The following is a 26,176-nucleotide window of genomic DNA, read 5'->3' as shown; positions in this document are numbered from 1 at the left end:
ATTCATTATCAGGCCAGCCGAAAGGCTGGCCTGATGCGTTTTTCATCAAGGAAATGGTATGTCGACCACCGATTACACCCTACTCAACCGTCAGCTAGAAGCTTTGTTAGACACTCGCGACTGGCTGACCAACAGCGCCCAAACCTGCGCTTTCATTCAGCAAGCGCTAGAGACGCTAAACTGGGTTGGCTTTTATCTGCAGCGCGAACCGCAACTGCTGTGCCTCGGGCCGTTTCAGGGCAAACCCGCCTGCCACCCCATTCCATTTAGCAAAGGTGTTTGTGGAGCAGCGGCCCGTGAACAGGCAACGCAACGTGTCGATGACGTACACGCGGTGGCCGACCACATCGCCTGCGACGCCGATTCACGTTCCGAGCTGGTCGTTCCTATCGTGAGCGATGGTGTCGTATGGGGTGTACTGGATATCGACAGCCCGCAGCACGCGCGCTTTAGCCAAGAAGATCAGGCGGGCATCGAGGCGCTGGTGGCGACTTTCGTACGGCAAACAGACCTTCCTCGCTTCGTATGATGCAAGACGCCAAACGATAAAACAGGCGCACACAAAAAAGCCCCGCTCGATGAGCAGGGCTTTTTTGTGACTGTCTGGTAGGACCAGGCGGATTTGAACCGCCGACCTCCACGATGTCAACGTGGCGCTCTAACCAACTGAGCTATGGTCCTAGAAAAAAAGTGCACGGATAGATTTGGTAGGACCAGGCGGATTTGAACCGCCGACCTCCACGATGTCAACGTGGCGCTCTAACCAACTGAGCTATGGTCCTGCTGTGCAACGGATGCGTATTCTACGGCTTCATGGCTGAATTGCAAGTCATTTTTGCGCCTTTGCCTACTTTAGTGCCTTACCCTACCCGCTCCCGCAAATTACATCGACACTTATCAAACCTACCGGCTAAGCTGCACATAGATTAATCATGATCGCTTACGGATAAGGAGATAGGTTTTGTTAGGGCCTTTGCTAGGATGCATCGCCGGTTTACTACTATTATCCACCCTCATCGCGCGAATAAGGCTACGTTGGTGGTGGGTGCGAAGTTTCGAGTTTCCACGACTACAAATCGCGGTGCTCGCTGGGCTCTGCGCCGCCGTTGGCGCACTCCTCTTGCCCCCCAGCCGATGGCAGACTGCCACGATAGGGTTGTCGCTACTCACCTGCATGCTCCAACTGCGCTACATCTTTCCCTGGACACGACTTTGGCCCGTACAGGTTCAATCGACCCGCAAGGCGCCGGATGAGCAGAAAATCACGTTACTGATCGCTAACGTGCTCACACCAAACCGTCAAGCGGATAAGCTGATCAGCATGATAGAGCAGCACCAGCCCGATATGGTGTTGACGCTGGAATCCGACCAGTGGTGGCAGCGTCAGTTGGATACTGCTCTCTCAAAAGCCTGGCCAAACAGCGTAAAAATTCCCCTCGACAACCTTTACGGCATGCACTTGTACTCTCGACTGACGCTCAGCGAGACGGAAGTAAAATGGTTGATTCAGGATGACATCCCCTCTATCCATACCTATGTCACCCTAGCGAGCGGCGATCAGATCCGTTTCTATGCGCTGCATCCACGCCCTCCCGCCCCCAGCGAGAGTGAAAAATCGCTTTGGCGAGACGCCGAGCTACTCTTGGTAGGCAAGGAAATTCACCAGAACCCATCGCCTACGCTCGTTGCGGGCGATCTCAACGACGTCGCTTGGTCACGCACGACACGTCGGTTTTGCCGGATCAGTGGCATGCTCGACCCGCGCCGCGGGCGAGGAATGTTTAGCACGTTTCATGCAAACTATCCGTTTCTGCGCTGGCCACTAGATCACGTATTCGTCAGTGAGCACTTCACGCTAGACAGTATGCAGCGCTTGGACGCCTTCGGATCCGACCACTTCCCGATCCTCGCGACGCTCTGTTATCGCCCCTCACGGCAAGATGAGCATGACAATCCAGAAGCGAGTCAAGAGGAGCGCCAAGAAGCCAGCGAGACCATTCAAAAGGGCAAAACGGAACGCCAAAAGACGTAGCCGCCTTGCCCTGCGTCAAGGCGCTTCGCTACTCTGGCACCCCGCCCTTCGTCAGTACCGTAGGATCGAGCAGCCGCTCCAACGTAGCTCGATCCAACTCCGTCTCTTCTTCCGCCACATCGATGATGGGCCTCCCCGCTTGGTAAGCCTTTTTGGCAATCGCAGCGGCCGCGTTGTAGCCAATCACACTGTTGAGCGCGGTGACGAGGATGGGGTTACGCGCCAGCGGGCCTTGGAGATTGTCTTCACGGACTGTGAAGGTGGCGATGGCGCGCTCACCCAGCAAGGTGGCGGTACTGCTCATCAATGTAATCGAGGTCAACAGGTTCGAGGCCACGAGTGGCAACATGACGTTGAGCTGAAAATTGCCGCTTTGTCCGGCCACCGTAATAGCAGCATCCAATCCAATCACTTGAGCGGCCGCTTGCGCCGCCGACTCAGGGATGACGGGATTGACCTTGCCGGGCATGATCGAACTTCCCGGCTGCAATGCTTCCAATTCGATTTCACCCAGCCCCGCTAGCGGCCCAGAGTTCATCCAGCGCAGATCGTTGGCGATCTTCATTACGACGCATGCCAACCCCTTCAACTGACCGGAAAGCTCTACCGCGGCATCTTGCGATGCCAAGCTGGCAAAGAAACTATCGTTAGGTACAAATGAGAGACCTGTTTGCTGGCTTAGGTCTTTGGCCATCAAGTCAGCAAATCCCTCCGGCGCATTGATCCCCGTGCCCACAGCGGTGCCACCCTGGGCAAGGCGGCATAGTCGCGTCATGGCACTATCGAACCGCTCGATGGCTTGACCCACTTGGCTAGACCACGCGCCTAGCTCTTGATCCATGCGAAGCGGCATGGCGTCCATCAAGTGGGTACGGCCGGTTTTGACGATATGACTCAACTCATTGGCACGGCGGTCGATCGTTGCCTTGAGTTCGGTTAACGCAGGGCGCAGTGACTCGTTCACCGCGATAGCCGCTGACAGGTGGATCGCCGTGGGAATGACATCGTTACTGGATTGCCCCATATTGACGTGATCGTTAGGTGTGACGTCAACGCCCTCTCGGCTGGCCAGCGTCGCTAACACCTCGTTCACATTCATATTGGTCGACGTACCCGACCCCGTTTGGAAAACGTCGATAGGAAAATGCTCATCATGCTGGCCATCGATCACCGCTTGTGCGGCTTTTTCGATCGCCTGGGCACGCTCGGCATCCAATAACCCTAACTGATGATTACTGCGCGCCGCTGCCAGCTTAATACGAGCAACCGCATGAACGAAGGCCTCCGGCATCGGCGTGCCCGACACGGGAAAATTATTGATAGCACGCTGCGTTTGTGCCCCATAAAGCGCCGTGGCTGGAACCTTCAACTCGCCCATACTATCCCGCTCGATACGTGTTTCCATGTTGCACTCCTTGTGAGTCATCGGCGACACGGACTATCCACACCGCCATGTGATAACGATTCTCTGTAGCTTTTAGACTAGTGTTCGAGCCCCTCTTGGTAAACCCACTGTTCGTTCAACCGTTTGCCCATATCAGCGCGGCACGCGCGGTCAAAAATTCATTGCGCCTCTGATGTTGCACTGCACAAAAACACTTGCTATGCTGCAATGCAAGATAACCCATCAGTGACGGTGCGCGATCTAACCCGCCGACGCTGATCAATGAATCGTCCTGGGCTCAGCTTAGCAGCCCCAGACGCTCGTAATGGCATAGGAGAGTTAATGATGCGTACGTTCAATACCAACGAAATGACCCAGCAGTTCGACAACCTGTTCATGGCACCGGCACGTGCCTACATGAATCTGAGCATCGACTACTCTGAAAAGCTGATAAACGCTCAGCTAGACGCTAACAAAGCGTATGTCGACACCGGCGTCGCGCAGATGCGTCAGCTGCTGAGTGTCAAAGATGTCGACGGCCTGCGTAGCTACATGGAAGGTCAGCAGAAAGTGGCTAAAGAACTGGCCGAGCGTGTCAAAGGCGATACCGACAAGGTCGTATCATTACAGCAGGATTTCTTGCAGAAGAGTCAGAAATTGACAGAAGAGAATGTGAAGCAGGCACAAGCGGCCGCGACTAAAATGAGCAAGACCGCCTAACGCATTCAGCGTTGATCATTTGATCAGTCTCGTCACGCCCCTGCCAGCCCACTGGCAGGGGCGTTTTACCAATCGAGCGCCGACTTTACGAAAGGGATCGTTAATTTCCGCTTTGCTGATAATGATGCCTGATCCAAGGTGTCCAAAGCTCGACAGAGCTCGCCCAACTCCCTCGGCCCACGGTGCATGATGTAGCGCCCTACGTCATCGGGCAACTGCATGCCACGGACCTGGGCACGTAGCTTTAGCGCCGCCAAACGGTCATTATCGTCCAACGGGTGAAGATGGAAGGTGACTCCCCAAGCCAGTCGAGACGCCAAATCCGGCAGCACTACCTCCAAATGGCGCGGCGGCTTGTTGGCCGCGATCAACAGCGCTTTGCCCGCGTCCCGCAAACGATTGAACGCGTGAAATAACGCCTCTTCCCAGCGTTTGCGCCCAATGACGTATTCCAAATCATCGATGGCTACCAGATCGAGCCGCTCGATATCCTCCAACATGAGCGGTGGAAAATGGCCTAGGTCCGCAAGTGGCAAATAGAGGGCACGCTTGTCTTGGTCGGAAGCCGCATGGCAGGCGGCTTGCAGTAAGTGACTACGGCCGCTGCCTGGGGCACCCCACACATAGAGAAACGGCTCTGAGCCAGGCGTTAGCTGATGAGCAAGGTGGTCGACCAACGACGCATTGGCGCGAGAAGCATAATAGTTATCGAACGTCGCATCGTCGCGCAGCCCCACCCCAAGCGGCAGCTGTGCCGGTAATCGGCTCATGATGACTCCCTATTGTCGTCGCCCTGCAGCGCTTCATGCTGTTTGTGCTGTTCTGGAGCGTCTAGCTGTGCGTCATAGAGTGCACTGTTTTTATAGCGATCTTTCACCTCGCGCAGCAGCACCATGATCACCGCCGCTGCGGGTAGCGCCAATAGCACGCCCGTGAGTCCGAACAAATGCCCGCCCGCGAGCACCGCAAAAATGACCGCCACCGGGTGCAAACCAATCTTATCGCCTAATAGCTTCGGTTGCAGCACGACGCTTTCGGCGACTTGACCCAAACCAAAGACAACGATGACGCCGAGCACCGCCCACCAGGTATCGAACTGAAACAGCGCCACTACCAACGCGATCGCTAGACCGACGATGAAGCCCAAAAAGGGAACGATGCTAACGAGCCCAGAAAGCGCGCCAATCAGCAACCCGAAATTCAGCCCTAACAGCGTCAATCCAGCAGCGTAAATAATGCCCAAGCACAGCATGACGAGCAGCTGGCCGCGCAAAAACGAAGCCAACACCTCATCGCAGCGGCGCGCTAAACGAAACGTATCGTCTGCCCACTGCCTAGGCACCAAATTTCCCAGGTTGTCGAGCATTCGGTCCCAATCCAGCAGCAGGTAAAACGTCACCACCGGAATGAGCGCGACATACGTCACCCAAGAGACGAACGCCATGCCCGAACGACCGATATGGCCCAATGCTTGAGCCACGTAACTACCCGCATCCCGCCAGTTGTCGATGAGAGTCTCGCGCACATTGCTAAGCTCGGTGGCAAGATCGTACCCTGTCCACTCCTGAACTTGAGGCGCCAGCACGCCCTCTACCCAACTGAGTACGCCCGGCAACGCTTCCCCTAACTGCTTGATCTGCTGAACGACGAGTGGAATGAGGACCAGCAGGCTCACCGCCAGTACGAGCATCAGCACCAAAAAAACGCTGCTCACTGCCCAGACTCGCCGCATGCCCAAACGCTGAAAGAAATCCGTCAACGGGTCAGCCAAGTAGGCCAAAATCAACCCTGCGATAAAGGGCATCAGAACGGCATCGAGAAAATACACCGTTCCCACCAGCGCAACGACCAGCGCGATCCCCCACCATGAATGCCTCATTCCCTGCTCCTTCCTGGATATACGGTCAGCGGTAGTGCTCGAATAGTAACAAAAGTTGCTCGCGACGCACCTGATAACGCGCCACATCGATGCGACTTACGTCGCTGGGTGATACAATCGCCCACCGTTATTGCTCCGGCACTGGCTATTTGCCAGCACAATCGCACTGCAGCATTGCATAGGCTTCACAGGACCTGTCATGACCGAGACTTCTTCCTCCCAGGCTACGCCCTCTCTGAGCTACAAAGACGCAGGTGTCGATATCGATGCCGGCAACGCTCTTGTCGATCGCATCAAGCACGTTGCCAAGCGCACGTCACGCCCTGAAGTGATGGGTGGTCTTGGCGGTTTTGGTGCCCTGTGCGAGCTACCTGCTGGCTATCGGCAGCCGGTGCTCGTCTCCGGCACCGACGGTGTCGGCACCAAGCTGCGCCTGGCCATGGATCTTGGCAAGCATGACACCATTGGCATCGACCTGGTAGCCATGTGTGTCAATGACCTGATCGTCGCCGGTGCCGAGCCGCTGCTATTCCTCGATTACTATGCCACAGGCAAATTGGATGTCGACATCGCTGCCGATGTCGTGACCGGTATCGGCGCTGGCTGCGAGCTGGCCGGCTGCGCACTGGTCGGCGGTGAAACGGCTGAAATGCCGGGCATGTACGAAGGCAGCGATTACGATTTGGCCGGTTTCTGCGTGGGCGTCGTGGAGAAGTCCGAGATTCTCGACGGCAGCAACGTGGCTGAAGGTGATGTGCTGCTTGGCTTGGCGTCTTCTGGTCCACACTCCAACGGCTATTCGTTGATCCGCAAAATCCTAGAAGTCAGCAATGCTTCCTTGGAGGAGAGCATCGATGGCCAGCCGCTGGGCGATGCACTGATGGCACCCACGCGTATCTACGTGAAGTCACTGCTATCGATGATGCGGGGCACCGACATCCCGGTTCATGCGCTTTCTCATATCACTGGCGGCGGCCTGCTGGAGAACATTCCCCGTGTATTGCCAGACACCCTGGCCGCACGCATCGATCTCACTAGCTGGCAGCGGCCAGAGGTATTCAACTGGCTTCAGGCCAAGGGCAACGTCAACGAGACTGAAATGCACCGTGTCCTGAACTGCGGAATTGGTATGGTCGTGGTCGTTCCCGCCGAACAAGCTGCCAACGCCAAAGCGCATCTGGAAGCACAGGGCGAGACTGTCTACACGATCGGCCAGATCGTTCAGCGCCAGAAAGAGGCGGTAGTGCTCGAGCGCGGTCAAGCAGGTTCGCAGGAATGAATAGTACGGACGACAGCAGCGACACCCTCAACGGCATGACGCCTGAGCCCATGGGCGCTAGCCGAGTGGTAGTACTGATTTCTGGCAGTGGCAGCAATCTTCAGGCACTCATCGAGGCCCAGCAGCACGACAGGTTGGGCGGTGAAATTGTCGCCGTCATTTCCAATGAACCCGATGCCTACGGGTTGAAACGCGCCCATGAAGCCGGTATCGAAGCAGTCGCGCTACCGCATCGCGAGTACGATAGTCGTGATGCTTACGATGGCGCACTGATCAAAGTGATCGAACGCCATGAGCCGGATGTCATCGTCCTTGCTGGCTTCATGCGCATTCTCACGCCACGTTTCGTACAGCGTTTTCTCGGACGGATGCTCAACATCCATCCCTCCCTACTGCCCGCGTATCAGGGTTTGAATACCCACGCGCGCGCACTGGCTGACGGCGTTTCTCATCATGGCTGTAGCGTCCACTTCGTTACCGAAGAGCTGGATGGGGGGCCGGTCGTTCTACAAGCCGAGCTACAGGTAAGCGCCGACGACACCGTCGAGACCCTTAAGGAGAAGGTGCACGCCCGGGAGCATCTGATCTTCCCCATTGCGGTGCAGTGGTTTCTTGAGGGACGCCTACAGTACGCTGCCGACGGGGCCACGATGGACGGCCACCCGCTTCCGCCGTATGGCATGCGCCTCTCCCATGCCGATGCTGCCGAAGAGCTGGACGAAGAAAGCGGCAACGCCTAAGTTTCCATTGTCAGTGTAAAAAAAGCCTTGCCACAGGGATGCGGCAAGGCTTTTTTGTAGCAGAAGAAAAATGGTGTGTCAGGTACGCGGTAGTGTCACGCCACGCTGCCCCATGTACTTACCCCCCCGATCTTTATAAGAGATGTCGCACACCTCATCAGACTCCAGGAACAGCATCTGAGCGACCCCTTCATGGGCATAGATTTTTGCGGGTAGGTTCGTGGTGTTGGAGAACTCCAGCGTCACGTGCCCCTCCCACTCGGGCTCCAGCGGCGTCACATTGACGATGATGCCGCAACGTGCATAGGTGGATTTACCCAGACAAATGGTCAGCACATTGCGCGGAATGCGAAAGTACTCAACCGTCCGCGCTAGGGCGAACGAGTTCGGCGGGATGATGCAAACGTCGCCCTTCACGTCGACAAAGCTTTTGTCATCGAACGCTTTGGGGTCGACGATGGCCGAATGGATATTGGTAAACACCTTGAACTCATCGGCACAGCGCACGTCGTAACCGTAGCTGGAGGTACCATAGGAGATCACCCGCTGGTCGTTCACATAGCGCACCTGCTCTGCCTCGAACGGCTCGATCATGGCATCGCTTTGCGCCATTCGGCGAATCCATTTGTCTGATTTAATGCTCATCGGTTACTTCATCACTCGCTAAAAGAAATCGTAGGGCCGTCGCTTTGGCTAGCGCTGACGGACTGCGCCACTTGGCTGGCAATCTCGGCAAAGATGCGACTCACAGCGCCATCGGGCTCGGACACCACGCTGGGCCGCCCGGAATCTGCCAATTCGCGAATCGATAGCGTCAGCGGCAAACGGCCCAACACGGTCGTGTCGTATTCGTCAGCGATACGGTCACCGCCTCCAGTGCCGAAAATCGCCGCTTCATGGCCACACTTCTCGCAGTGGTAGAGGCTCATATTCTCCACCACGCCCAGCACCGGCACGTTGACTTTGCGGAACATCTCGATGCCTTTACGGGCATCCAGCAGCGCGATGTCCTGAGGCGTCGTGACGATGACGGCGCCGGATACCGGCACTTTCTGCGCCAATGTCAGTTGGATGTCTCCCGTGCCGGGCGGCATATCGATCAACAGGAAATCCAGGTTATCCCACTGGGTTTGGGTGAGCATTTGCTGAAACGCCCCCACCACCATCGGCCCGCGCCATACCATCGCGTCGCGGGTGTTGACCATGAACGCCATCGACATCGCTTGTATGCCGTGAGCCTCCAAGGGCAGAAACTTATTGTCTGCCGCCGCCTGGGGACGTACCCCCTCTTCCACGCCCAACATTTGCGCTTGGCTAGGGCCATAAATATCGGCATCCAATACGCCAACGCGGTAGCCCTGGGCAGATAGCGCCAGCGCTAAGTTGACCGTTACGGTGGACTTACCAACGCCACCTTTGCCGGATGCCACTGCCACAATATGCTTTACACCATCCATCAATGGCACTCCCAAGGGTTGTTGATTGTGAACATGGCGTGAATGATACTCCTCAGCGCCCTATTTCTAAACCAACAAACAGAAGCGGATGCGGGGAAACCCCGCATCCGCTTGCGTTGGAGGCATGATTTTTGTTTTAAACGACTTAGCTTCCGCTCTGCTGGCTCTCTGCTTCATCCGCCTGAACGTTTTCCCCTTCTGCCCCACTAGCGCCATCTTCCCCATCTTGCTGGGTTTGCTGCTCGCCCGTGAGGTTTGGCACGTCCCCCGAGGCTGGATCATCGACATGGAGACGCTCATCGAGCGTCGACAGCTCGTCTCGCCACTCGCTGAGCTGCGTTTCCAGACGCGCGAGCTGCTCTTGACGGGCTTCGATATCGTTTTCGACCTTCGCGACTTCATCGCGGCCGATGTCCAGGGCCACCATGAGATCATCCATTTCGGTGCGCACCTGTTCGAGGCTTTGTTGCTCTTCTTCACGCAGTTGAGAAAGTGAATCCACATCAGACTGCAGCGAATCCCGCTCGCGCATCACGCTATCGCGCTCTTCTTGGAGGGATTGCAGCTCGCTCTCCTGGGTGGCTATTTCCTCTTCGAGCGTAGCCAAACGGTCGTTGGCATCGCTTACCTGGCTGTCGAGTTCACTGAGTTCGCTCTCCGCGGCACTCAAGTCCTCCACGGCTTGTTGGCGCTGCTCTTCTGCTTGCTGACGGGCAGACTCTGCCTGCTGACGCGCCTCTTCCGCACTTTGTCGCGCTTCTTCTACCTGCTGCAGAGAAGACTGTGCTTCGTCACGCTCACTAACAACTTGATCACGCTCTTCTCGTAAGCTCTGCAGCTCGCTCTCGGCGCTAGCAAGCTGCTCCTCCAGTGCCGAGACTTCCTGTTGTAGCGTCTCGCGCTGGCTCTCTAACTCTTGCAAACGGGTCTCGACACCGCTGACATCTTCTTGAGCCGACTCAAGACTAGCCGCTGCGTCTGCCTGCTGCTGCTCCAACGACGCCATTTCATCGCGCATAGCGGTCAAGTCAGCTTCCGCCTGTTCGACTTCCGATAGGCGCTGGCTTAGCTCCGTATTTTCTTGCTCGACACTCGCCAGTTGACCTTCCAAGGTCTCGACGCGCTCTTGATGGGTGCCTGAATTGGATTGCGCCATGATGGCCCAAATCACGGCAATGGCAGCAATCCCAGCGATACCCTTCACACGGTTATCCTGGAAAAGCGTTTTCATATCCGGCTTGTGAGCAGGCGTGTTCGAATCGGAGTGATTGGCTTCTGACATGCTGCGTCCCTCTTTTCGCTTGGCTGCTGATATCAGCAGCGTTAGTGACAGGTAGCAAGATGGTGATCAGGTCGTGGCTTTATGAATCTATTCGTTACTAGCATACACAGCGCAGGTCATAACGCCACCCGACGAAGCGCTCAATCGTCTATCCCCTCGTCAAACGGCGATGCTTCCCCTGGGAAAACCCAGCCGATACACCATGGTGGCGCTCAAACCACGAAAGCGTCTGATGAAGAGAGACGACGCTACCAATGATCAGCAACGCCGGCGGTTGGATCTCCCCACGCTGAAAGCTATCTGGCAAAGACGTCAATGTTCCCACATGGGTTCGCTGCTGCTGGGTCGTGCCTTGTTCGATCAGCGCCAGGGGCGTGGTTGGGGGCAAGCCGTGAGCCGTCAGAGCGTTGCAAATGGAAGCTAGGTTGCTTAACCCCATGTAAAACACCAGCGTCTGGCCCGGCTGCGCCAGGGTCGCCCAATCCAACGAAAACTCTCCTTCCTGTAAATGCCCCGTCACGAAGCGGACAGACTGCGCATGATCTCGGTGGGTCAGCGGAATACCTGCATACGCAGCGCAGCCGGACGCCGCCGTGATACCTGGAACCACTTCCACAGGGATACCCGCTGCCACCAGTGTTTCAAGCTCCTCGCCCCCACGCCCAAAAATGAACGGATCCCCCCCTTTTAGGCGAATCACCTGATTGCCCTGCCGAGCCCAAGTCACCAACGATTGGTTGATCTCTCCCTGCGGTACGCTGTGGGAGGAGCGAGCCTTACCCACGTAATAACGCTCCGCCTCGGCGGGTAATAGCGCCAAAATTTCATCGCTCACCAAACGGTCATACAGCACTACTTGGGCGCTCAGTAGCCGCTTGTAGGCTTTCAACGTCAATAAATCTGGGTCGCCGGGCCCTGCGCCAATCAGACTGACGCGCCCAACCTGCCGTTGCGCGGACTCAAGCACGTCAGCCTCGGGAAGAACCCCATTTGATCGTTGCGTATTCAAAGCCATCACCCGTGAAATTTTGAATCTAATGATATTTTAGAAAAGAATGAACAAGACCACGCTTACGCAGAACCCTTATTTTCGCGTCACATCCATACAAATGGAATATAAATCTCAGTTTTAATGACCAAAAAGTATTAAAAACCGCTAAATTGTCAGCAATGGCTTACATATTGTTTACGTTTTTACCGCTAACCTTCACGGCTAACTTACAACAGGCATAAAAACCGGAGATTCACGCATGCCCGTGAATGACCTAGCCACATCGTCTATCGACATACCCGCCAGTGCCGATAGTCTCGTATCCCGTATTCCTGGGGTCATTTTTCAGTTCTACCGCTCCCATAGCGGCCATATGAACTTTCCCTATCTTGAGGGGGGTGGGATGGCGTTAGCCTATGTCGACAAACAGCAGCTCGCCGAAGATGCCAGCCTGCTGCTGGAGCAACTCACCGGCCACGACCATCCCAAAGTGATGTCGGCCATCGAGCGCTCCGCGCGCTGGATGCTCCCGCTCAATACGCGTTTTCGGCTTCCCTTCCCTGAAGAGAAGCCACACTGGATTGCGGTAAGTGCCAACCCTGAGCCCATCGCATCAGGAGTGCGATGGAATGGGCTAATGATGGACATCACCGACCAAGTCGTCGAAGAGCAGCGGCTACGTAAGCTCTGCGATACCGACCCAGTCACCAACCTGCCCAATCGGCGTAAATTGATGGGACAGCTCACCCACTTAGCTTCGATGAGCGCCCGTCACGGCACGCCGCTATCGATCATGATGATCGATATCGACCATTTCAAACAGCTCAATGACCGCTGGGGGCATCTGCAGGGCGACAACGTCCTGAAACAGTTGGCGATGATGGCCCAGTCACTACTGCGCTGCGAAGACATGCTCGCCCGGCTAGGAGGAGAAGAGTTTATGGTAGTGCTGCCGCTCACCTCGCTGCAGCAATGCCATAAGCTTGCGGACCGCTTACGCCAAACCATCGCCGATCACGATTTTGGTATCGGGCAGGGCAGCGTCACATTGAGTATTGGCGTGGCGGAGTATCACTGCGGGGAGCCTTTGGTCACTTTGATCGATCGGGCCGACCGGGCTCTTTACAGCGCCAAAGAGGTTGGTCGCGACTGCGTATGCCTTCTACCCTGAAGAGACGACTTCAACAGGAGGCATTCCCATGACATCGCTAGCACAAACACAGTGCGAACCTTGCAGCGGCAACGCCATGCCACTCTCTCATGAGGCATGCCAAGCGCATCTCAAGGCACTTCCAGAGTGGCAGATTATCGAACACGATGGCATCATGAAGCTATCGAGACAATTCACGTTTCGTAACTTTGCCGACGCGCTAGCGTTTAGCCAACGTGTTGGCGATGTCGCAGAGCAGGCGGGTCACCACCCTGTTTTGATCACCGAATGGGGCAAAACCACTGTCACTTGGTGGTCCCATGAAATAAACGGCCTGCATCTTAACGACTTCATTCTTGCCGCCAGAACCGACGAGGTAGCCGAATAAATGTTTGAGCAAATTGAGCGAGTCCCTGGAGACGCCATTCTCGGGCTGATCGAAGCTTTCAAAAAAGATACCAACCCGCAGAAAGTCGATCTGGGTGTTGGCGTATATCGTGACGCCGCTGGCAACACGCCAGTCATGCGCGCCGTCAAGGAAGCGGAAGCTCGCCTGCTCAAGAATGAATCCACCAAGACCTACATTGGCTCGCACGGCGCTCCCGCTTATGGTGAAGCCGTGCTGCCGTTGGTGCTGGGCTCGGACTCACCGGTACTCAAAGCCAACCGTGCCAGCGCTACTCAGTCGCCAGGTGGTACCGGTGCGCTGCGTCTCGCGGCCGACTTCGTCGCCAGTCAACTGCCGGGCAAAGGCATCTGGGTAAGCGATCCGACTTGGCCGAATCACCACGGCATTTTTACGTCAGCGGGGATCGAGCTGCACAAATACCCTTATGTCGACGCGGATAACCGGCTGGATTTCAACGGCATGCTAGCCGCGCTTAAGAAAATCCCTGAGGGTGATGTCGTCGTACTGCACGCCTGCTGCCACAACCCCACCGGCTTCGACCTTTCCCAGTCGCAGTGGCAAGAGGTTCTGACCGTACTGAAGGAGCGCCAGCTGCTGCCGTTGATCGACTTCGCTTACCAAGGTTTCGGGGAAGGCTTGGACGAAGACGCTTACGGCGTTCGTCTGTTGGCCGAGCATCTGGATGAGGTGATCATCACCAGTTCCTGCTCCAAAAACTTCGGTATTTACTGCGAGCGTACCGGCTGCTTGATTCTAATCGCTAAAGACGCCGAGCAAATGGAAAACGTGCGTTCCCAGGTGGCTATCGTGGCGCGTGAGAACTACTCCAACCCGCCCGCTCACGGTGGCGCGATCGTCAGCGAGATTTTGCACGATACCGAGCTTTCCGCCCTGTGGCGTGAAGAGCTGACCGAAATGCGCGACCGCATCAACACACTGCGCCGCGACTTCGTCGAGGCTTTGAAGCCTTACGGCTTAGATGAAAAGTACGCCTGTGTGGCCGAGCAGCGCGGCATGTTCTCTTACACTGGCCTGACACCGGAACAGGTCGACCGTTTGCGTGACGAGTTCGGCATTTACATGGTTCGCTCTGGTCGTGCCAACGTCGCGGGATTCTCACACGAGAATCTACCCTACCTCGCCAAAGCGATCGCGGCAGTCAACGACTAATCCACCGCATACCACCACAACGCCCAGGCCATCGCCTGGGCGTTTTCGTTGGTCACTCACAAGAAAAGCCATAAGGTTATCAACCCCTTGGCCAAGATTGTGTACAATTGCGCCTTCGCCGCCAGAGCCTGGGGCGCCCGCGCGGCGTCCGATACAACGCAGCGCTTGACCGATCAGTCAAACTTTCGGCACACTCAGCGTAGCCTTGTATACAACACACCATAACCAAGAGGCATCACATGGCGGCTGCTGGCACTCATTACCCGTGGTACAAAAAGGAAGATACCGACGCATTCTTTGCGCTCTTTCAGAACAATATCGCTAACTTCGTCATCATCGCGATTACGATGTTAGGCATGGGGTTTCCCACGTCGATCGTGTATGGCCAGGTGCTACCCGGCGCCGCCGTCGCAGTCATGGTCGGTAACTTTTACTACGCCTGGAGCGCCGCCAGGCTCGCACGAAAAGAGAACCGTAGCGACGTTACTGCCCTCTCCTACGGCATTTCGACCCCCGTCATGTTCGTCTTCCTGTTTGGCGTTCTATTGCCTGCCAAACAGCTCACCGGCGATGCCGAACTGGCCTGGAAAGTAGCGGTTGCCGCGTGCTTCATCAGCGGCGCGATAGAAGCGGTGATTAGTATCATTGGCCGTTGGGCGCAGTACCACCTACCCCGAGCCGCCATGCTGGGGGCCGTAGCGGGCGTAGCGCTGACCTTCATCGCCGGTGAAATGCTGTTCAAAACCTTGGAGATGCCGGTCATTGGCCTGCTGGTGCTGGGGATCATCATCGTTGGCTTGGTGGCCCGCGTTAGCATGCCCTTCAAACTACCGACATCGCTGTTCGCTATCGTGGTGGGCACCGTCATGGCCTACCTGATTGGCGATGCGGGTAGCGAGCGCTTCAGCGATGCGTTCACGCATCTCGGCTTTTACCCGCTACTCCCCAACCTCGCTTGGTTCGAGGGGCTGGGCCTTCTGTTCACCGGCATGCTGGCCGTGCTGACCGTGGTACTGCCCATCACGCTCTATAACGCCATAGAGACGATGAACAATGTCGAAGCCATGGAGGCCGCTGGCGACAAGTATGACGTGCGCGAGTGCCAGGCAGTGGATGGTGCAGGTACCATGATCGGGGCACTATTTGGTGGCGTGTTCCCAACGACGGTTTATATTGCCACGGTAGGTGCGAAATGGATGGGCGCAGGGCGAGGCTACAGCCTGCTCAACGGGGCGGTTTACGCGCTGGCGACCATGTTCGGCCTCATCGCCGCGCTGGCTGCGATCATTCCCGTCTCTGTCGTTGCGCCGATTTTAGTGTTCGTCGGCATGTCGATGATCGCAACGGCGTTCCAAGCCAACGACACGCGCTACTACCCGGCCATTGCGCTGGCCATGCTGCCCTACTTTGCCAACTACGTCATGACCCGTTTCAACCGAGGGGCGGGCGAGGTGGTAAGCGACATTTCCAGTGCCATCGTCGTCATGGGCCAAGGTGCCATGTTCATGGCCATCTTCCTAGGTGCCATGACCGTCTCGGTGATCGACCATCAGTTTCGCCGAGCAGCAGCCTTTGCCGTCATTGCCGCAGGCTTCTCGTTCGTCGGTTTGATGCATGCGCCGAAGCTCGCCTTCAACGCCGCACCGGAGTTCGTCATGGGCTATTTGGCGATGGCCTTACTGTTCGTCTACTTCTCGTTCCAAGAAGCCTCTGATAAGCGTTGATTCATTGCGAGGCTCCCGCCTGCCGGTGCGGGCGGGAGAGAATACGTTTCAACACCACCCATGCCGTCAATCCAGCCAGCAAATTGCCGATGGCTGCCCCCGCGGCTAGGCCCGTCCAGCCAAATAGCTGTGCCCCCAACCATAAACAGGGCAAGTAGCAGATGAACAGCCGCGCGCTCGACAGCAGCATGGCCCGTAGCGGCCAACCCAGCGCGTTACCCGCCGACACCACCAGCATGCACACTCCCAGTGCCGCGTAGCTGGGCAGAAGAAAACGAATCAGTAGCGCCAGTTCGTTTTGTACCTCGGGCGTTCCCGCTAGGGCCATCGCTACCCATGGCGATGCCAGCGCGAGCAGTGTGCCCAGGCTCAATTGCCACACTACGGCCACTTTCAACGCCAAACGCAGCAGCCGCTGGATTTGCCCCCAGTCGCCTGCACCGTAGCAGCGCCCCAACCAAGGAGGCAGCGACATCGTCATGGCCAGTATGACCATCAGCGACAGCGTTTCCAGACGGCTCGCCAGCCCCCATGCCGCCACTTGGGTATCCCCTAGGCCCGCTACCGCGGCAATGGCCAGCATGGCGGCCAAAGGTGGCATCAACTGGCTGACCATGGCCGGTGCCGCAATGCCAATGAAAGGCCGCCAGGAGTGTGCCGCCTCCGTGCCAATGGCGTCGGTCGTGGCCCACTGGCGTCGATGCAATTTGCGTCCCGTCAGCAGCAGCCCAACCGAAAACGCCACGGCGGTCGCCCACGCTGCTCCTGGTAGTACCCAGCCTTCCCAACGGCCCACCCCAAAAATGAACAGTGGGTCCAGTGCTAGATTGATGAGACTACTGATGACCATCATTTTCCCAGGCATTCGGGTATCGCCATGGGCGCGAAAGACGCTGTACATGAAGTAAAGCACGGCTCCTAACCAAGCCGCCAAAAGCTGAGGTCCCCAGTAGGCCCGAATGTAGACCAATGCCGTGTCATCTGCCCCCAGCATTCGAAACAGCGGCACTTCCAGCCACCACAGTATCAGAGCAAGTAGCGCAATCACGCCCCCTCCAGCCATCAGCACTAGGCAGGAGAGCCGCTTGGCTCTCGCCTGTTGCTCAGCACCCAATGCTCTAGAGATCAGCGCGGCAATGGCAATGCCCATGCCCACCTGAATACCAATGATCAGAAACGAAAGCGGAAAGGTAAACGATTGCGCCGCCAGCGGCGCAGTGCCCAGGCGTGCGATGAACGCACTGTCCACAAGCTGAAAACCCAATAGCGCCAGCACCCCAATGGCCATTGGCCAGGTCTGCCGCCATAGGGTTATCGCCAACTCGCGTTGTTGCATCACTGCTGCCAAAAACGGACTCCTAAATGTCAGAAAATGGAAAGGCTAAACGCAAAAAACGCCACCACCCGCAAGGGTGGCAGCGTTCTTGAACGGTATCGCTTACTGGCGAATACCTTCGAACGTTACATAAAGTTCGACGTCATGCATGGCTTCCGGGAAATCGCTCATGTCGATGCCGAAATCGCCCAGGGTCAGCATGGTGCTACCCTCGAAGCCTGCGCGGTAGTTACCCCAGGGGTCTTCACCTTCTCCCATCAGCGTGACCGGCATTTCGATCTCTTGCGTCTCGCCGTGCAGTGTCAGCTCACCGGTGACGACACCCTCGTTGTCACCGGTGGGTTCGAAGCCGGTCGATGTGAAGGTCGCCGTGGGGTATTCGCTGGCGTTGAGGAAGTCACCGCTCAGAATATGGCGGTCGCGTTCGGCATGGTTACTGTTCAGGCTGTTTACCTGCACTTCCATCTCGACGGAGGAGGATGCTAGATCGTCGGCGTCGTAGGAGAACTGACCATCGAACTCTTCAAAACTACCCAGAATGTAGGAGAAACCCAGGTGGTTGATTTTAAATTGTACAAAGGCGTGCTGGCCTTCGGTGTCAATTTGATAATCGGCGGCCTGCACTTGGCTCAGTGGAACCAGTGCTGCTGCCGCTACCGCTGCTGCCATTACGCTTTTCTTCATCATAACGTCCATCTCCTCTCTTTCCTTATGGGCACTATCGGAGCCACGTTCGAGAACTCCAACAGCGTTCAAAAAATGGTCATCCCATCACAAATTCGTCTTGCTGTAGCGCGGGCTCATCATTCGTTTTAGCGTTGCATGGCGATAGCGGTAGTGATGTATCAACGCTATCAGGGCGTGGCCGCCAGCCAACACCATTAATGCCAGCGCGCTGTACCAATGTACGTCTCCCGCCAGACTTGCTTGGTTGGGCAAGTCATACAGCACCGCAGGTACTTCAAACCAACCAAACACACTGATTCCACGGCCGTTAGCGGTGGAAATCAAATAGCCGCTAGTCAACACCAGTAATAACAGCACGTAGAGCGCTATATGGCCAAGGTGCGCAGCCATTCGCTCGAGGCGATTCCCTTCTGCTGCAGGGGTCGGCTGTATACAGCGCCATACCAGCCGTCCAGCGGTAGCCAGAAGTAGCAAAATACCTATCGAACGATGAATCCAGGGAGCTTGGTTATACCAGGGATCGTAGTAACCCAATCCCGTCATCCACCACCCTAAAATGAACAACCCTACGATCGCCAGGGCGCTCAACCAGTGAAAAAGAATACTAATGACACCCCAACCGCTGCGCGTGTTCCGCAACATCCTTGATTCCCCGTGTAAAACTGCTCGCATGTCGCTCTTATCTTATGTGTTAAGAGCATACCGTTTCACCGCTAAAAACTCTGCTGAAAAAAGCAGAATACTTCGTTCGTAAAAACCATTGCTTACGCCGCTAAGGATCTCGCCCTCTAGTCATGCGCAGCCAGCGACATACCCCAACCGAACACGTTAGACAAAAGTTTAAAAATTCGAACAAATCCTGCAATTTTAATCAATTTTACTATTTGTTTAGTGCGCTTATTATTAGTGCACGTCCTGACGCACAACGTCACAGCGACCAAAACGACTTTATTATCCATAGAGAGTATGACAGATGAAAAAATTGACCCTTATTTCCGCCATCGCCGTTGCATTGTCGTCCACCGCCGCGTTCGCCGAGCAAGGCTCCGCAGAGCTTAACGAAATCGTCCACGCCAGCTCTTCGGCTAATTACAGTGTCGAGAGCGTTAACATGACGCCTGCAGACTTGACGCTCGTGAACGGTGACGCTGCCAAGAATCGCGTGGCTGAGCCCAGCTCGGAAGCGCATGCCTCTAACGACCGCGACAGCCAAATCGCGCAATCTGACTTGCCGCACCGCAATGCCTCATAAGCCTGCGCGCAACGATCGTTAGAGCAACAAAAAACCCACCTTACGGTGGGTTTTTTTGTGAGCTTCCGAGGTAATGGACTTAGCGAGCTAATAGCGCATCCAAGCCACGCGCCAAATCGCGCTGTATGTCCTCTTGGCTTTCGAGCCCCACCGCGACACGAATCAGCCCAGGCGCGATGCCAGCGGCCTCTTTTTGTGCCTCGGAGAGACGGCCATGGGTCGTGGTCGCTGGGTGAGTGATAGTGGTTTTCACATCCCCCAGATTACCCGTGATGGAGAGCATACGCGTGGCATCGATGACCTGCCACGCCCCCTCTTGCCCTCCCTTCACTTCAAAGCCGAGCACTGCACCAAAACCTTGCTGCTGCTGTTTCGCCAGCGCATGCTGCGGGTGGGCTTCCAAACCGCTGTAATAAACGCGATTCACCGCCGGGTGCTGGTCGAGCCAACGCGCCAGCGTCAGGGCATTGTCGCAGTGTGCCTTCATGCGCAGCGAGAGTGTTTCCAATCCCTTTGTGAATATCCACGCGTTGAACGGGCTCATGCACGGCCCGCAGGTGCGCACGACGCCAAAGACCTCTTCCAATACGTCATGCTTCCCCACGACCGCACCACCGACTGCGCGGCCTTGTCCGTCCAAGTACTTGGTCGCGGAGTGAATGACCAAATCGGCGCCTAGCGCGATGGGCTTTTGCAACGCGGGCGTCAAAAAGCAGTTATCGATCGCCAACAGCGCACCGCTGCGCTTGGCAAGCGCTGCCAGGGCCGGAATATCGGCCACTTCGGAAAGTGGATTGGAGGGCGTTTCGGCAAACATCAGCTTGGTCGCGGGGCTGATCGCCGCTTCCCAAGCGGCCAAATTGGACAGCTCGACATAGCGGGTGGTGATACCGAACTTGCCCAAATATTTATCGAACAGACTGACCGTTGAGCCAAACAGCGAGCGGGATGCAACGATTTCATCCCCCGCCGATAGCAGCGCCAACGCCGTCGAGAGAATCGCCGACATTCCCGAGCTGGTGGCCACACAGCGCTCGCCGCCCTCGAGCGCCGCTAACCGGCGCTCGAAGGTGTGAACGGTCGGATTGGTGAAGCGCGAATACACATTACCGGGCTCTTTGCCACCAAACTTGCGTGCTGCCTCGGCCGCGCTCTCATACACGAAGCTCGACGTCGGGAATATCGGCTCAGCGTGTTCTTGCTCGAACGTACGGTGATGCCCCGCGCGAATAGCGAGCGTTTCGAGCGACCACTCATCTTGGTGGCTATCGTCGTGCATGGCAGAGCCCCTTATTCCAACCGCTGTATCGTAACGCTGCACACATCGTGTGCACATCAACCAAACCGAATGCCTACGATGACCTCGTCACCGCAGAGCATCACGCTCAATCGTCCAGATCATCGTCTTGATTATGCATATCGACCAGCGCGTGGTCACCCGCGCTCTGATCTTTCGCCGCATCATTCCGGCTCGCCTCCAAAACGGCCAGATAGGCATCGTCGATGTCGCCGGTCACGTAGTTACCATCGAACACCGAGCAGTCGAAGGCTTCCATATCAGGATTCACTTCACGGCAGGCGTCTTTCAAATCTTCCAGATCTTGATAGAAAATGCGGTCCGCACCAATCAACTGGCCGACTTCGTCCTCGGTACGCCCGTGGGCGATGAGCTCGGTGGCCGCCGGCATATCGATCCCATAGACGTTGGGGTAGCGCACGGGCGGCGCTGCCGAGGCAAAGTAGACCTTGCGGGCCCCGGCATCGCGAGCCATCTGAATGATCTGTTTACAGGTGGTGCCCCGAACGATGGAGTCGTCAACCAGCAGTACGTTCTTGCCTTTGAACTCTACATCGATCGCGTTCAATTTTTGGCGCACCGACTTCTTGCGCTGGGTCTGCCCCGGCATGATGAAGGTACGGCCAATATAGCGGTTTTTCATGAAACCTTCGCGGTAGGTCACGCCGAGATGCTGCGCCATTTCGAGTGCCGAGGTCCGCGAGGTATCGGGAATCGGGATGACCACGTCGATATCGTGGTCCGGCCATTCGTTCAGAATGCGGTCGCCCAGCTTGCGCCCCATCTGCATGCGTGTGCCATACACGTAGGCGCCGTCCAGAATCGAGTCGGGGCGCGCGAGGTAGACGTGTTCGAAAATGCACGAGCGAAGCTGAGGGCGATCCGCGCAAACCTGAGTGTGCACCTGGCCTTGCATATCGACGAAAATCGCCTCACCAGGAGCCAGATCGCGCTCGAGCTCGAAGCCGCCAACGTCCAACGCCACGGATTCAGAGGCAATCATCACCTCCTGGCCATCGGCATTTTGACGGGTACCGAAGACGACCGGACGGATGCCGTGGGGGTCGCGAAACGCCACCATGCCAAAGCCATTGATGATCGCGACCGCCGCGTAGCCGCCTTTGCAGCGCCGGTGCACTCTACGAACGGCATCGAAAATGTCTTCTGCTTCAAGATGCAGGCCCTGTTTGCCCAGCTCATGGGCAAACACGTTCAGCAGCACCTCGGAGTCGGAGCTGGTGTTGATGTGGCGAAGATCGGTCGAAAACAGCTCCTGCTTCAACTGCTCGGAGTTGGTCAGGTTACCGTTGTGCGCAAGCGCGATACCGTAGGGGGAGTTAACGTAGAAAGGCTGCGATTCGGCCTCGCTAGAAGAGCCAGCCGTGGGATAACGGACGTGCCCAATGCCCAGATTACCCTTCAGGCGTGCCATGTGGCGGGTATGGAAAACGTCACGAACTAAGCCGTTACTCTTGCGCAGTAAGAAGCGTCCCTCGCTCCAAGTCATCATGCCGGCAGCGTCCTGGCCCCGATGCTGAAGTACGGTCAGGGCATCGTAGATTCCCTGATTTACCGCCTGCTTGGCCAGAAGGCCCACTATACCGCACATTCCTGTTACCTCGCTTTGATACCATGGCTTACGGACGCAAGCCCGACGTTCATCTAACGGATAAACACTGGCACCGCCCAGGGCGCCAGTGAAGAGAATTCAAACACCCTTTATAGCGCGCCCGAGTCTTCGTCCGCCGATCCGGTTGACGGGAGCGTTGGCTGCGGGCGACGCAGCTCGGGTAGCGAAATATCGCGCAGCGACTCGGGAGGCGTGGGCAGTTCGCGCTCCCACTGGTCGAGCTGACTGACCGCCCAATCGCGCAGCTCGACGAACGTGGGCCTCAACGAAGCCTGCTGCCACGCTTGTAACTCTGCCAGGGGCGTCAACGTGATCAACACGGTGGCCACCAGCAGAATCACTGCCCCTCGGGCGACACCGAACGCGGCCCCTGCAAAACGATTCAGTAGGCCCATGCCTACCCACTCGACGGCCGCGTGCACCACGCGGATGACGATGCCACATAATAGGATGACGGCAAAAATCACCAGCACGAACGCCAACACTAAACGGGCATCGAAACTATCGATAAAGCCGCTCATTAGCTCGGCCACCGGCTCAGCCAGCACGCGCGCCACCATCAGCGCCACTACCCAGGCCGCCAAACCCAACGATTCACGTACGAAGCCACGCACGAACCCCGCCAGCATGGATAGCGCAAGAACCGCTAGAAACAGAGCATCGATCCAAGTCAAAGCCATGGTCAATCTCTTACTCGCACGAGCAAACCTTGAACATTGATTCGCTGCTTGATGAGCGCCATGGCTTCTTCACCATCTTCGGAGGTGGCGTAAGGACCAACGAGAACCGTGGTCAGGTTATTGTCACGCGCGCGCTGAAAGACACGAAAGCCTTCCCCACTGAGCTGATCACTAATACGTTGCGCGTTCGCGGTATCACCAAAACTACCCACCTGAACGGCCCACTCACCCTGCTGCTGGGCAGCCGGGCCCGAAGAAGCGCTACGGGTGTTACCGTTGCTGCTATTTCGGCTCTCGTTGGCAGCCACCAAAGCGGCGATCGGATCCTCTTGCGGTGGAGAGGCTGGTTCTGGCGCTGATGAAGAGGACGCCGGTTCGGACGTCCCCGGATTCGTCGACGAGGTTTCGGCGCGAACGACTTGATCGGTTTGCGGTGCACGAGGCATCTCGTCAATGGGCTCTTCGAGCGCTTCATCCGTTTCAACGGGTTCGGAGGGAGCGGGCGTCGCGATGGATTCGGGCATTTGTGGTGCGGGTACCTCTTGGCGAGCGACGTCCACGGGCTGCTCGATGACGAAGGTCGGCTGAGGGCGCTCTTCCCGAGGGGCAGGGTCACTCATCAACCAAGGGACGACAATCGCCAGTAGCGCCAGCAGTATCACGATGCCACTAATGCGTTCCGTTTTACCGTATTTCATATCCCTCTCCATCGAGCTTAACGCGCTGACAGCATGGCTTGCGGCAGCGGCATGGCCAATAACTCAGCCACCGTGAAGAAAGAGCCAGTGGCTAGCACGCGGTCTTCTGGGGCGAGCTGCTTGGCAAGCTTGGCAGCTCCCGCCGCGGGGGAGTCGGCGCAATCATACACGTGTCCGCCCAGCGACGTAATACGTTCGGCTAACTCCGCCGCCGTGCGGCCACGCTCCCCGGCAAGAGTCACACACACCCAATCGGTCACTCGGGGTAACAGCGCTTGGATGACCCCGTCGGCATCCTTATCGTTCAGCATGCCAATCAGGGCCCACTGGCGGCCGCGCTTAGGGGGTGACGGTAAGCGGCGAGCAACGTACTGAGCGGCGTGAGGATTATGGCCCACATCCAAACACCACTGCCCTACCCACTGCATCCGCCCAGACAGCGTGACCGTCCGGAGCGCTTTGCGTACGGTATCGACGTGCAGCGTGACCCCCGCCAGTGTCAACGCCTGCAGTGCCGTGGCTGCATTGTCGATCGGAAGCCCAGGATCCGGCAGACCGTCCAACGAAAGCGTCCCACCATCGGTGGCCAAACCGTGCCAACACCAGGGCGCCCCAGCAACGTCACCTGCGCTATGGCTAAACGCCGCCCCTAATACGTAGCTTTGAGCAGCGATGGCAATCGCCGAGTCGAGCACGCTTGCGGGCAGAGACTGACTACCCAGCACTGCGGGTTTGAGCGGCCGAAAGATCCCGGCCTTTTCGCGGCCAATTTGCTCGATATCCGTGCCGAGAAAGTTGGCGTGATCCAGCGCAATGGTCGTAACGATTGCCACGTCTGCATCGATGATGTTCACCGCATCCAAACGTCCACCCAAGCCAACTTCCAGCACGGCCAAGTCCAAATCGGCCTGTGCCAAACACCATAGCGCGCAAAGCGTGCCAGCTTCGAAATAGGTCAGGCTGACGGCAGGCGCTTGAAGACGCGCGACTTCAACCTGCTGAAAACCTTCGACCAAGCGTTTATCGCTGGCTTCACGACCGTCGACGGTCACGCGCTCGTTGTAACGTAATAGATGGGGAGAGGTATAAGTCCCCGTACGCAAGCCGTGGCCACGTGCCAACGCATCGATCATGGCAAGCGTCGATCCCTTGCCGTTGGTGCCTGCCACGGTGATGGTTCGCTTGGCGATGGGGCGATCCAACAGCCCCATACGTTCGGCGACCAGCGACACCCGCTCAAGCCCCATATCGATCCCAACGGGATGCAGGGATTCCAGGTAATCAAGCCACTCCGCTAACGTATTAGGCATTGCGTGACGCGTCATCGCTCGATGCAGGACGCGCCTCTGCATTACCCGTGCTTTTGGCAGGTGCTTCAGCGGCATCGGCCAACTGCTCTTCATTCACGACCGGCTCTACCACCTCGGCGTCTGACGATTCATCGTTTACCGGGCGAGCGCTTTGATGCGTGAGCTTACGCAGTACGCCGCCTACCCGTGCGCGCATGTCGTGGCGGTGAACGATCATGTCGACCGTACCGTGCTCCAGCAAGAATTCGCTGCGCTGGAAGCCTTCCGGCAACGTCTCTCGTACGGTCTGTTCGATCACTCGGGGGCCCGCAAAACCGATCAGTGCATTCGGCTCGGCGATGTTCAAGTCGCCCAGCATCGCCAAAGAGGCCGATACGCCGCCAAATACAGGATCGGTCAATACCGAAATATAGGGAACGCCCGCCTGCTTGAGCTTCTCGAGGGCTGCCGACGTTTTTGCCATCTGCATCAGCGAGAACAACGCTTCTTGCATCCGTGCACCGCCCGATGCGGCAAAGCAGACCAGTGGAATGCCCTCTTCGAGGGCGATGGTCGCCGCGCGAACGAATTTCTCGCCCACTACGGCACCCATGGAGCCGCCCATGAAAGTGAACTCGAATGCCACGGCAACGATCGGCAAACCTTCCAGCTCGCCGCGCATCGCGACCAGCGCATCTTTCTCGCCGGTCTCTTTTTGCGCAGCGGTCAGACGGTCTTTGTACTTCTTGGAATCGCGGAATTTCAGGCGGTCGTTCGGCTCGATCTCTGCCGCGATCTCTTCGCGCCCCTGTTTATCCAGGAACCAGTCCAAGCGTTTGCGTGCCGTCAAGCGTAGGTGGTGCTCACACTTGGGGCAGACGCTGTGATGCTTCTCTAGCTCAGGTAGGTAGAGAACCGCTTCACACTTGGGACATTTACGCCAGAGGCCGTCGGGCACGCTGGCACGACGGTCTTTACGCTGGATACGCCCCATGGAGGGCACGATCTTGTCTAACCAGCTCATATCAAAAAGGCTTCCGTGTACGTCAAGGCTTGGCCACGCCAAGCCTGATGAGTGTCGTCAATCGAT

Annotated in this window: 26 protein-coding genes and 2 tRNA genes; 10 read left to right on the top strand and 18 right to left on the bottom strand. The window is 57.1% G+C overall.

The annotated features are described in order from the left end of the window. The first annotated feature begins 58 nt into the window (after window positions 1-58). Complete coding sequence (locus MHM85_RS13025) at window positions 59-529, top strand: GAF domain-containing protein (RefSeq protein ID WP_139528059.1); 471 nt, start codon at window positions 59-61, stop codon at window positions 527-529. Window positions 530-604: 75 nt separating this feature from the next. On the opposite strand, the gene MHM85_RS13020 is transcribed toward MHM85_RS13025, so the two are convergent. Continuing rightward, window positions 605-681, bottom strand: a tRNA-Val gene (locus tag MHM85_RS13020). Window positions 682-705: 24 nt separating this feature from the next. Then, window positions 706-782: transfer RNA gene (locus MHM85_RS13015), tRNA-Val, on the bottom strand. A gap of 179 nt (window positions 783-961) precedes the next feature. On the opposite strand from MHM85_RS13015, the gene MHM85_RS13010 reads away from it, so the two are divergent. Beyond that, on the top strand, window positions 962-2,032 hold the full coding sequence (locus tag MHM85_RS13010; RefSeq protein WP_139528060.1) for an endonuclease/exonuclease/phosphatase family protein: 1,071 nt from the start codon (window positions 962-964) through the stop codon (window positions 2,030-2,032). A gap of 28 nt (window positions 2,033-2,060) precedes the next feature. On the opposite strand, the gene MHM85_RS13005 is transcribed toward MHM85_RS13010, so the two are convergent. Further along, window positions 2,061-3,437 carry a class II fumarate hydratase gene (locus MHM85_RS13005; RefSeq protein WP_139528061.1) on the bottom strand — a complete coding sequence of 459 codons (1,377 nt, stop codon included), beginning with the start codon at window positions 3,435-3,437 and terminating at the stop codon, window positions 2,061-2,063. A 324-nt stretch (window positions 3,438-3,761) separates the two neighbouring features. Between MHM85_RS13005 and MHM85_RS13000 the strand changes: the two genes are divergently transcribed. Further along, window positions 3,762-4,136, top strand: coding sequence for a phasin family protein (locus tag MHM85_RS13000; RefSeq protein ID WP_139528218.1), 375 nt, complete (start codon window positions 3,762-3,764; stop codon window positions 4,134-4,136). Window positions 4,137-4,201: 65 nt separating this feature from the next. Here the strand turns inward: MHM85_RS13000 and hda are convergent, their stop codons facing one another. Next, window positions 4,202-4,906 carry a DnaA regulatory inactivator Hda gene (gene hda, locus MHM85_RS12995; protein ID WP_139528062.1) on the bottom strand — a complete coding sequence of 235 codons (705 nt, stop codon included), beginning with the start codon at window positions 4,904-4,906 and terminating at the stop codon, window positions 4,202-4,204. Next, window positions 4,903-6,015 carry an AI-2E family transporter gene (locus MHM85_RS12990; RefSeq protein ID WP_139528063.1) on the bottom strand — a complete coding sequence of 371 codons (1,113 nt, stop codon included), beginning with the start codon at window positions 6,013-6,015 and terminating at the stop codon, window positions 4,903-4,905. The genes hda and MHM85_RS12990 overlap by 4 nt, the downstream gene beginning before the upstream one ends. A gap of 199 nt (window positions 6,016-6,214) precedes the next feature. Here MHM85_RS12990 and purM point away from each other — a divergent pair, with 199 nt between their 5' ends. Then, window positions 6,215-7,294 (top strand): phosphoribosylformylglycinamidine cyclo-ligase, encoded by a 1,080-nt coding sequence (gene purM, locus MHM85_RS12985; RefSeq protein ID WP_139528064.1) that lies wholly within the window; start codon window positions 6,215-6,217, stop codon window positions 7,292-7,294. After that, a complete protein-coding gene (gene purN, locus MHM85_RS12980) occupies window positions 7,291-8,034 on the top strand; it encodes a phosphoribosylglycinamide formyltransferase (protein ID WP_239286150.1) in 744 nt (247 codons plus the stop codon). The genes purM and purN overlap by 4 nt, the downstream gene beginning before the upstream one ends. Before the next feature lie 78 nt (window positions 8,035-8,112). Here the strand turns inward: purN and dcd are convergent, their stop codons facing one another. From dcd to cobA, 4 genes are all read right to left on the bottom strand, one after another. Then, complete coding sequence (gene dcd, locus MHM85_RS12975; RefSeq protein ID WP_139528066.1) at window positions 8,113-8,679, bottom strand: dCTP deaminase; 567 nt, start codon at window positions 8,677-8,679, stop codon at window positions 8,113-8,115. An 11-nt stretch (window positions 8,680-8,690) separates the two neighbouring features. Continuing rightward, window positions 8,691-9,491, bottom strand: a complete 801-nt coding sequence (gene apbC / locus MHM85_RS12970; protein WP_139528067.1) for an iron-sulfur cluster carrier protein ApbC — start codon at window positions 9,489-9,491, stop codon at window positions 8,691-8,693. Window positions 9,492-9,636: 145 nt separating this feature from the next. After that, on the bottom strand, window positions 9,637-10,773 hold the full coding sequence (locus MHM85_RS12965; protein WP_176558253.1) for a kinesin: 1,137 nt from the start codon (window positions 10,771-10,773) through the stop codon (window positions 9,637-9,639). 148 nt (window positions 10,774-10,921) lie between these two features. Beyond that, complete coding sequence (gene cobA, locus MHM85_RS12960) at window positions 10,922-11,740, bottom strand: uroporphyrinogen-III C-methyltransferase (RefSeq protein WP_239286152.1); 819 nt, start codon at window positions 11,738-11,740, stop codon at window positions 10,922-10,924. A 283-nt stretch (window positions 11,741-12,023) separates the two neighbouring features. Between cobA and MHM85_RS12955 the strand changes: the two genes are divergently transcribed. The 4 genes from MHM85_RS12955 (at window position 12,024) to MHM85_RS12940 (ending at window position 16,217) form a co-directional block, all read left to right on the top strand. Next, on the top strand, window positions 12,024-12,935 hold the full coding sequence (locus MHM85_RS12955) for a GGDEF domain-containing protein (RefSeq protein ID WP_239286154.1): 912 nt from the start codon (window positions 12,024-12,026) through the stop codon (window positions 12,933-12,935). Window positions 12,936-12,963: 28 nt separating this feature from the next. Further along, entirely contained in the window at window positions 12,964-13,302 is a 339-nt protein-coding gene (locus MHM85_RS12950; protein ID WP_139528070.1) for a 4a-hydroxytetrahydrobiopterin dehydratase, read from the top strand. Beyond that, a complete protein-coding gene (locus tag MHM85_RS12945) occupies window positions 13,303-14,493 on the top strand; it encodes an amino acid aminotransferase (RefSeq protein WP_139528071.1) in 1,191 nt (396 codons plus the stop codon). 239 nt (window positions 14,494-14,732) lie between these two features. After that, window positions 14,733-16,217 (top strand): NCS2 family permease, encoded by a 1,485-nt coding sequence (locus MHM85_RS12940; protein ID WP_139528072.1) that lies wholly within the window; start codon window positions 14,733-14,735, stop codon window positions 16,215-16,217. A gap of 1 nt (window position 16,218) precedes the next feature. On the opposite strand, the gene MHM85_RS12935 is transcribed toward MHM85_RS12940, so the two are convergent. From MHM85_RS12935 to MHM85_RS12925, 3 genes are all read right to left on the bottom strand, one after another. Continuing rightward, window positions 16,219-17,565, bottom strand: a complete 1,347-nt coding sequence (locus MHM85_RS12935; RefSeq protein ID WP_239286156.1) for an MATE family efflux transporter — start codon at window positions 17,563-17,565, stop codon at window positions 16,219-16,221. Window positions 17,566-17,655: 90 nt separating this feature from the next. Then, window positions 17,656-18,240: a YceI family protein gene (locus tag MHM85_RS12930; protein ID WP_139528074.1), complete on the bottom strand. Its 585-nt coding sequence runs from the start codon at window positions 18,238-18,240 to the stop codon at window positions 17,656-17,658. A gap of 84 nt (window positions 18,241-18,324) precedes the next feature. Continuing rightward, window positions 18,325-18,882: a cytochrome b gene (locus MHM85_RS12925; protein ID WP_139528075.1), complete on the bottom strand. Its 558-nt coding sequence runs from the start codon at window positions 18,880-18,882 to the stop codon at window positions 18,325-18,327. A gap of 331 nt (window positions 18,883-19,213) precedes the next feature. On the opposite strand from MHM85_RS12925, the gene MHM85_RS12920 reads away from it, so the two are divergent. Next, window positions 19,214-19,492, top strand: a complete 279-nt coding sequence (locus MHM85_RS12920; protein ID WP_139528076.1) for a hypothetical protein — start codon at window positions 19,214-19,216, stop codon at window positions 19,490-19,492. Between the two features lie 79 nt (window positions 19,493-19,571). Here MHM85_RS12920 and MHM85_RS12915 read toward each other — a convergent pair whose 3' ends face one another. From MHM85_RS12915 to accD, 6 genes are all read right to left on the bottom strand, one after another. Then, complete coding sequence (locus MHM85_RS12915) at window positions 19,572-20,771, bottom strand: O-succinylhomoserine sulfhydrylase (RefSeq protein ID WP_139528077.1); 1,200 nt, start codon at window positions 20,769-20,771, stop codon at window positions 19,572-19,574. A gap of 106 nt (window positions 20,772-20,877) precedes the next feature. Then, window positions 20,878-22,398, bottom strand: coding sequence for an amidophosphoribosyltransferase (gene purF / locus MHM85_RS12910; RefSeq protein ID WP_139528078.1), 1,521 nt, complete (start codon window positions 22,396-22,398; stop codon window positions 20,878-20,880). Between the two features lie 110 nt (window positions 22,399-22,508). Further along, window positions 22,509-23,099: a CvpA family protein gene (locus tag MHM85_RS12905; protein WP_139528079.1), complete on the bottom strand. Its 591-nt coding sequence runs from the start codon at window positions 23,097-23,099 to the stop codon at window positions 22,509-22,511. A 2-nt stretch (window positions 23,100-23,101) separates the two neighbouring features. After that, complete coding sequence (locus tag MHM85_RS12900; protein ID WP_139528080.1) at window positions 23,102-23,797, bottom strand: SPOR domain-containing protein; 696 nt, start codon at window positions 23,795-23,797, stop codon at window positions 23,102-23,104. Window positions 23,798-23,814: 17 nt separating this feature from the next. After that, the gene (folC, locus tag MHM85_RS12895) at window positions 23,815-25,107 is read right to left on the bottom strand and encodes a bifunctional tetrahydrofolate synthase/dihydrofolate synthase (protein WP_139528081.1); all 1,293 of its coding nucleotides are present in this window, start codon (window positions 25,105-25,107) and stop codon (window positions 23,815-23,817) included. Then, window positions 25,100-26,110: an acetyl-CoA carboxylase, carboxyltransferase subunit beta gene (gene accD / locus MHM85_RS12890; protein ID WP_139528082.1), complete on the bottom strand. Its 1,011-nt coding sequence runs from the start codon at window positions 26,108-26,110 to the stop codon at window positions 25,100-25,102. The genes folC and accD overlap by 8 nt, the downstream gene beginning before the upstream one ends. Window positions 26,111-26,176: the final 66 nt, after the last annotated feature.

Source organism: Halomonas sp. McD50-4 (genome assembly GCF_022348135.1).
GTDB classification, from domain to species: Bacteria; Pseudomonadota; Gammaproteobacteria; order Pseudomonadales; family Halomonadaceae; genus Vreelandella; species Vreelandella piezotolerans.
The sequence above is the reverse complement of the archived record's forward strand: the minus strand, read 5'-3'. Positions and strand labels throughout refer to the sequence as shown.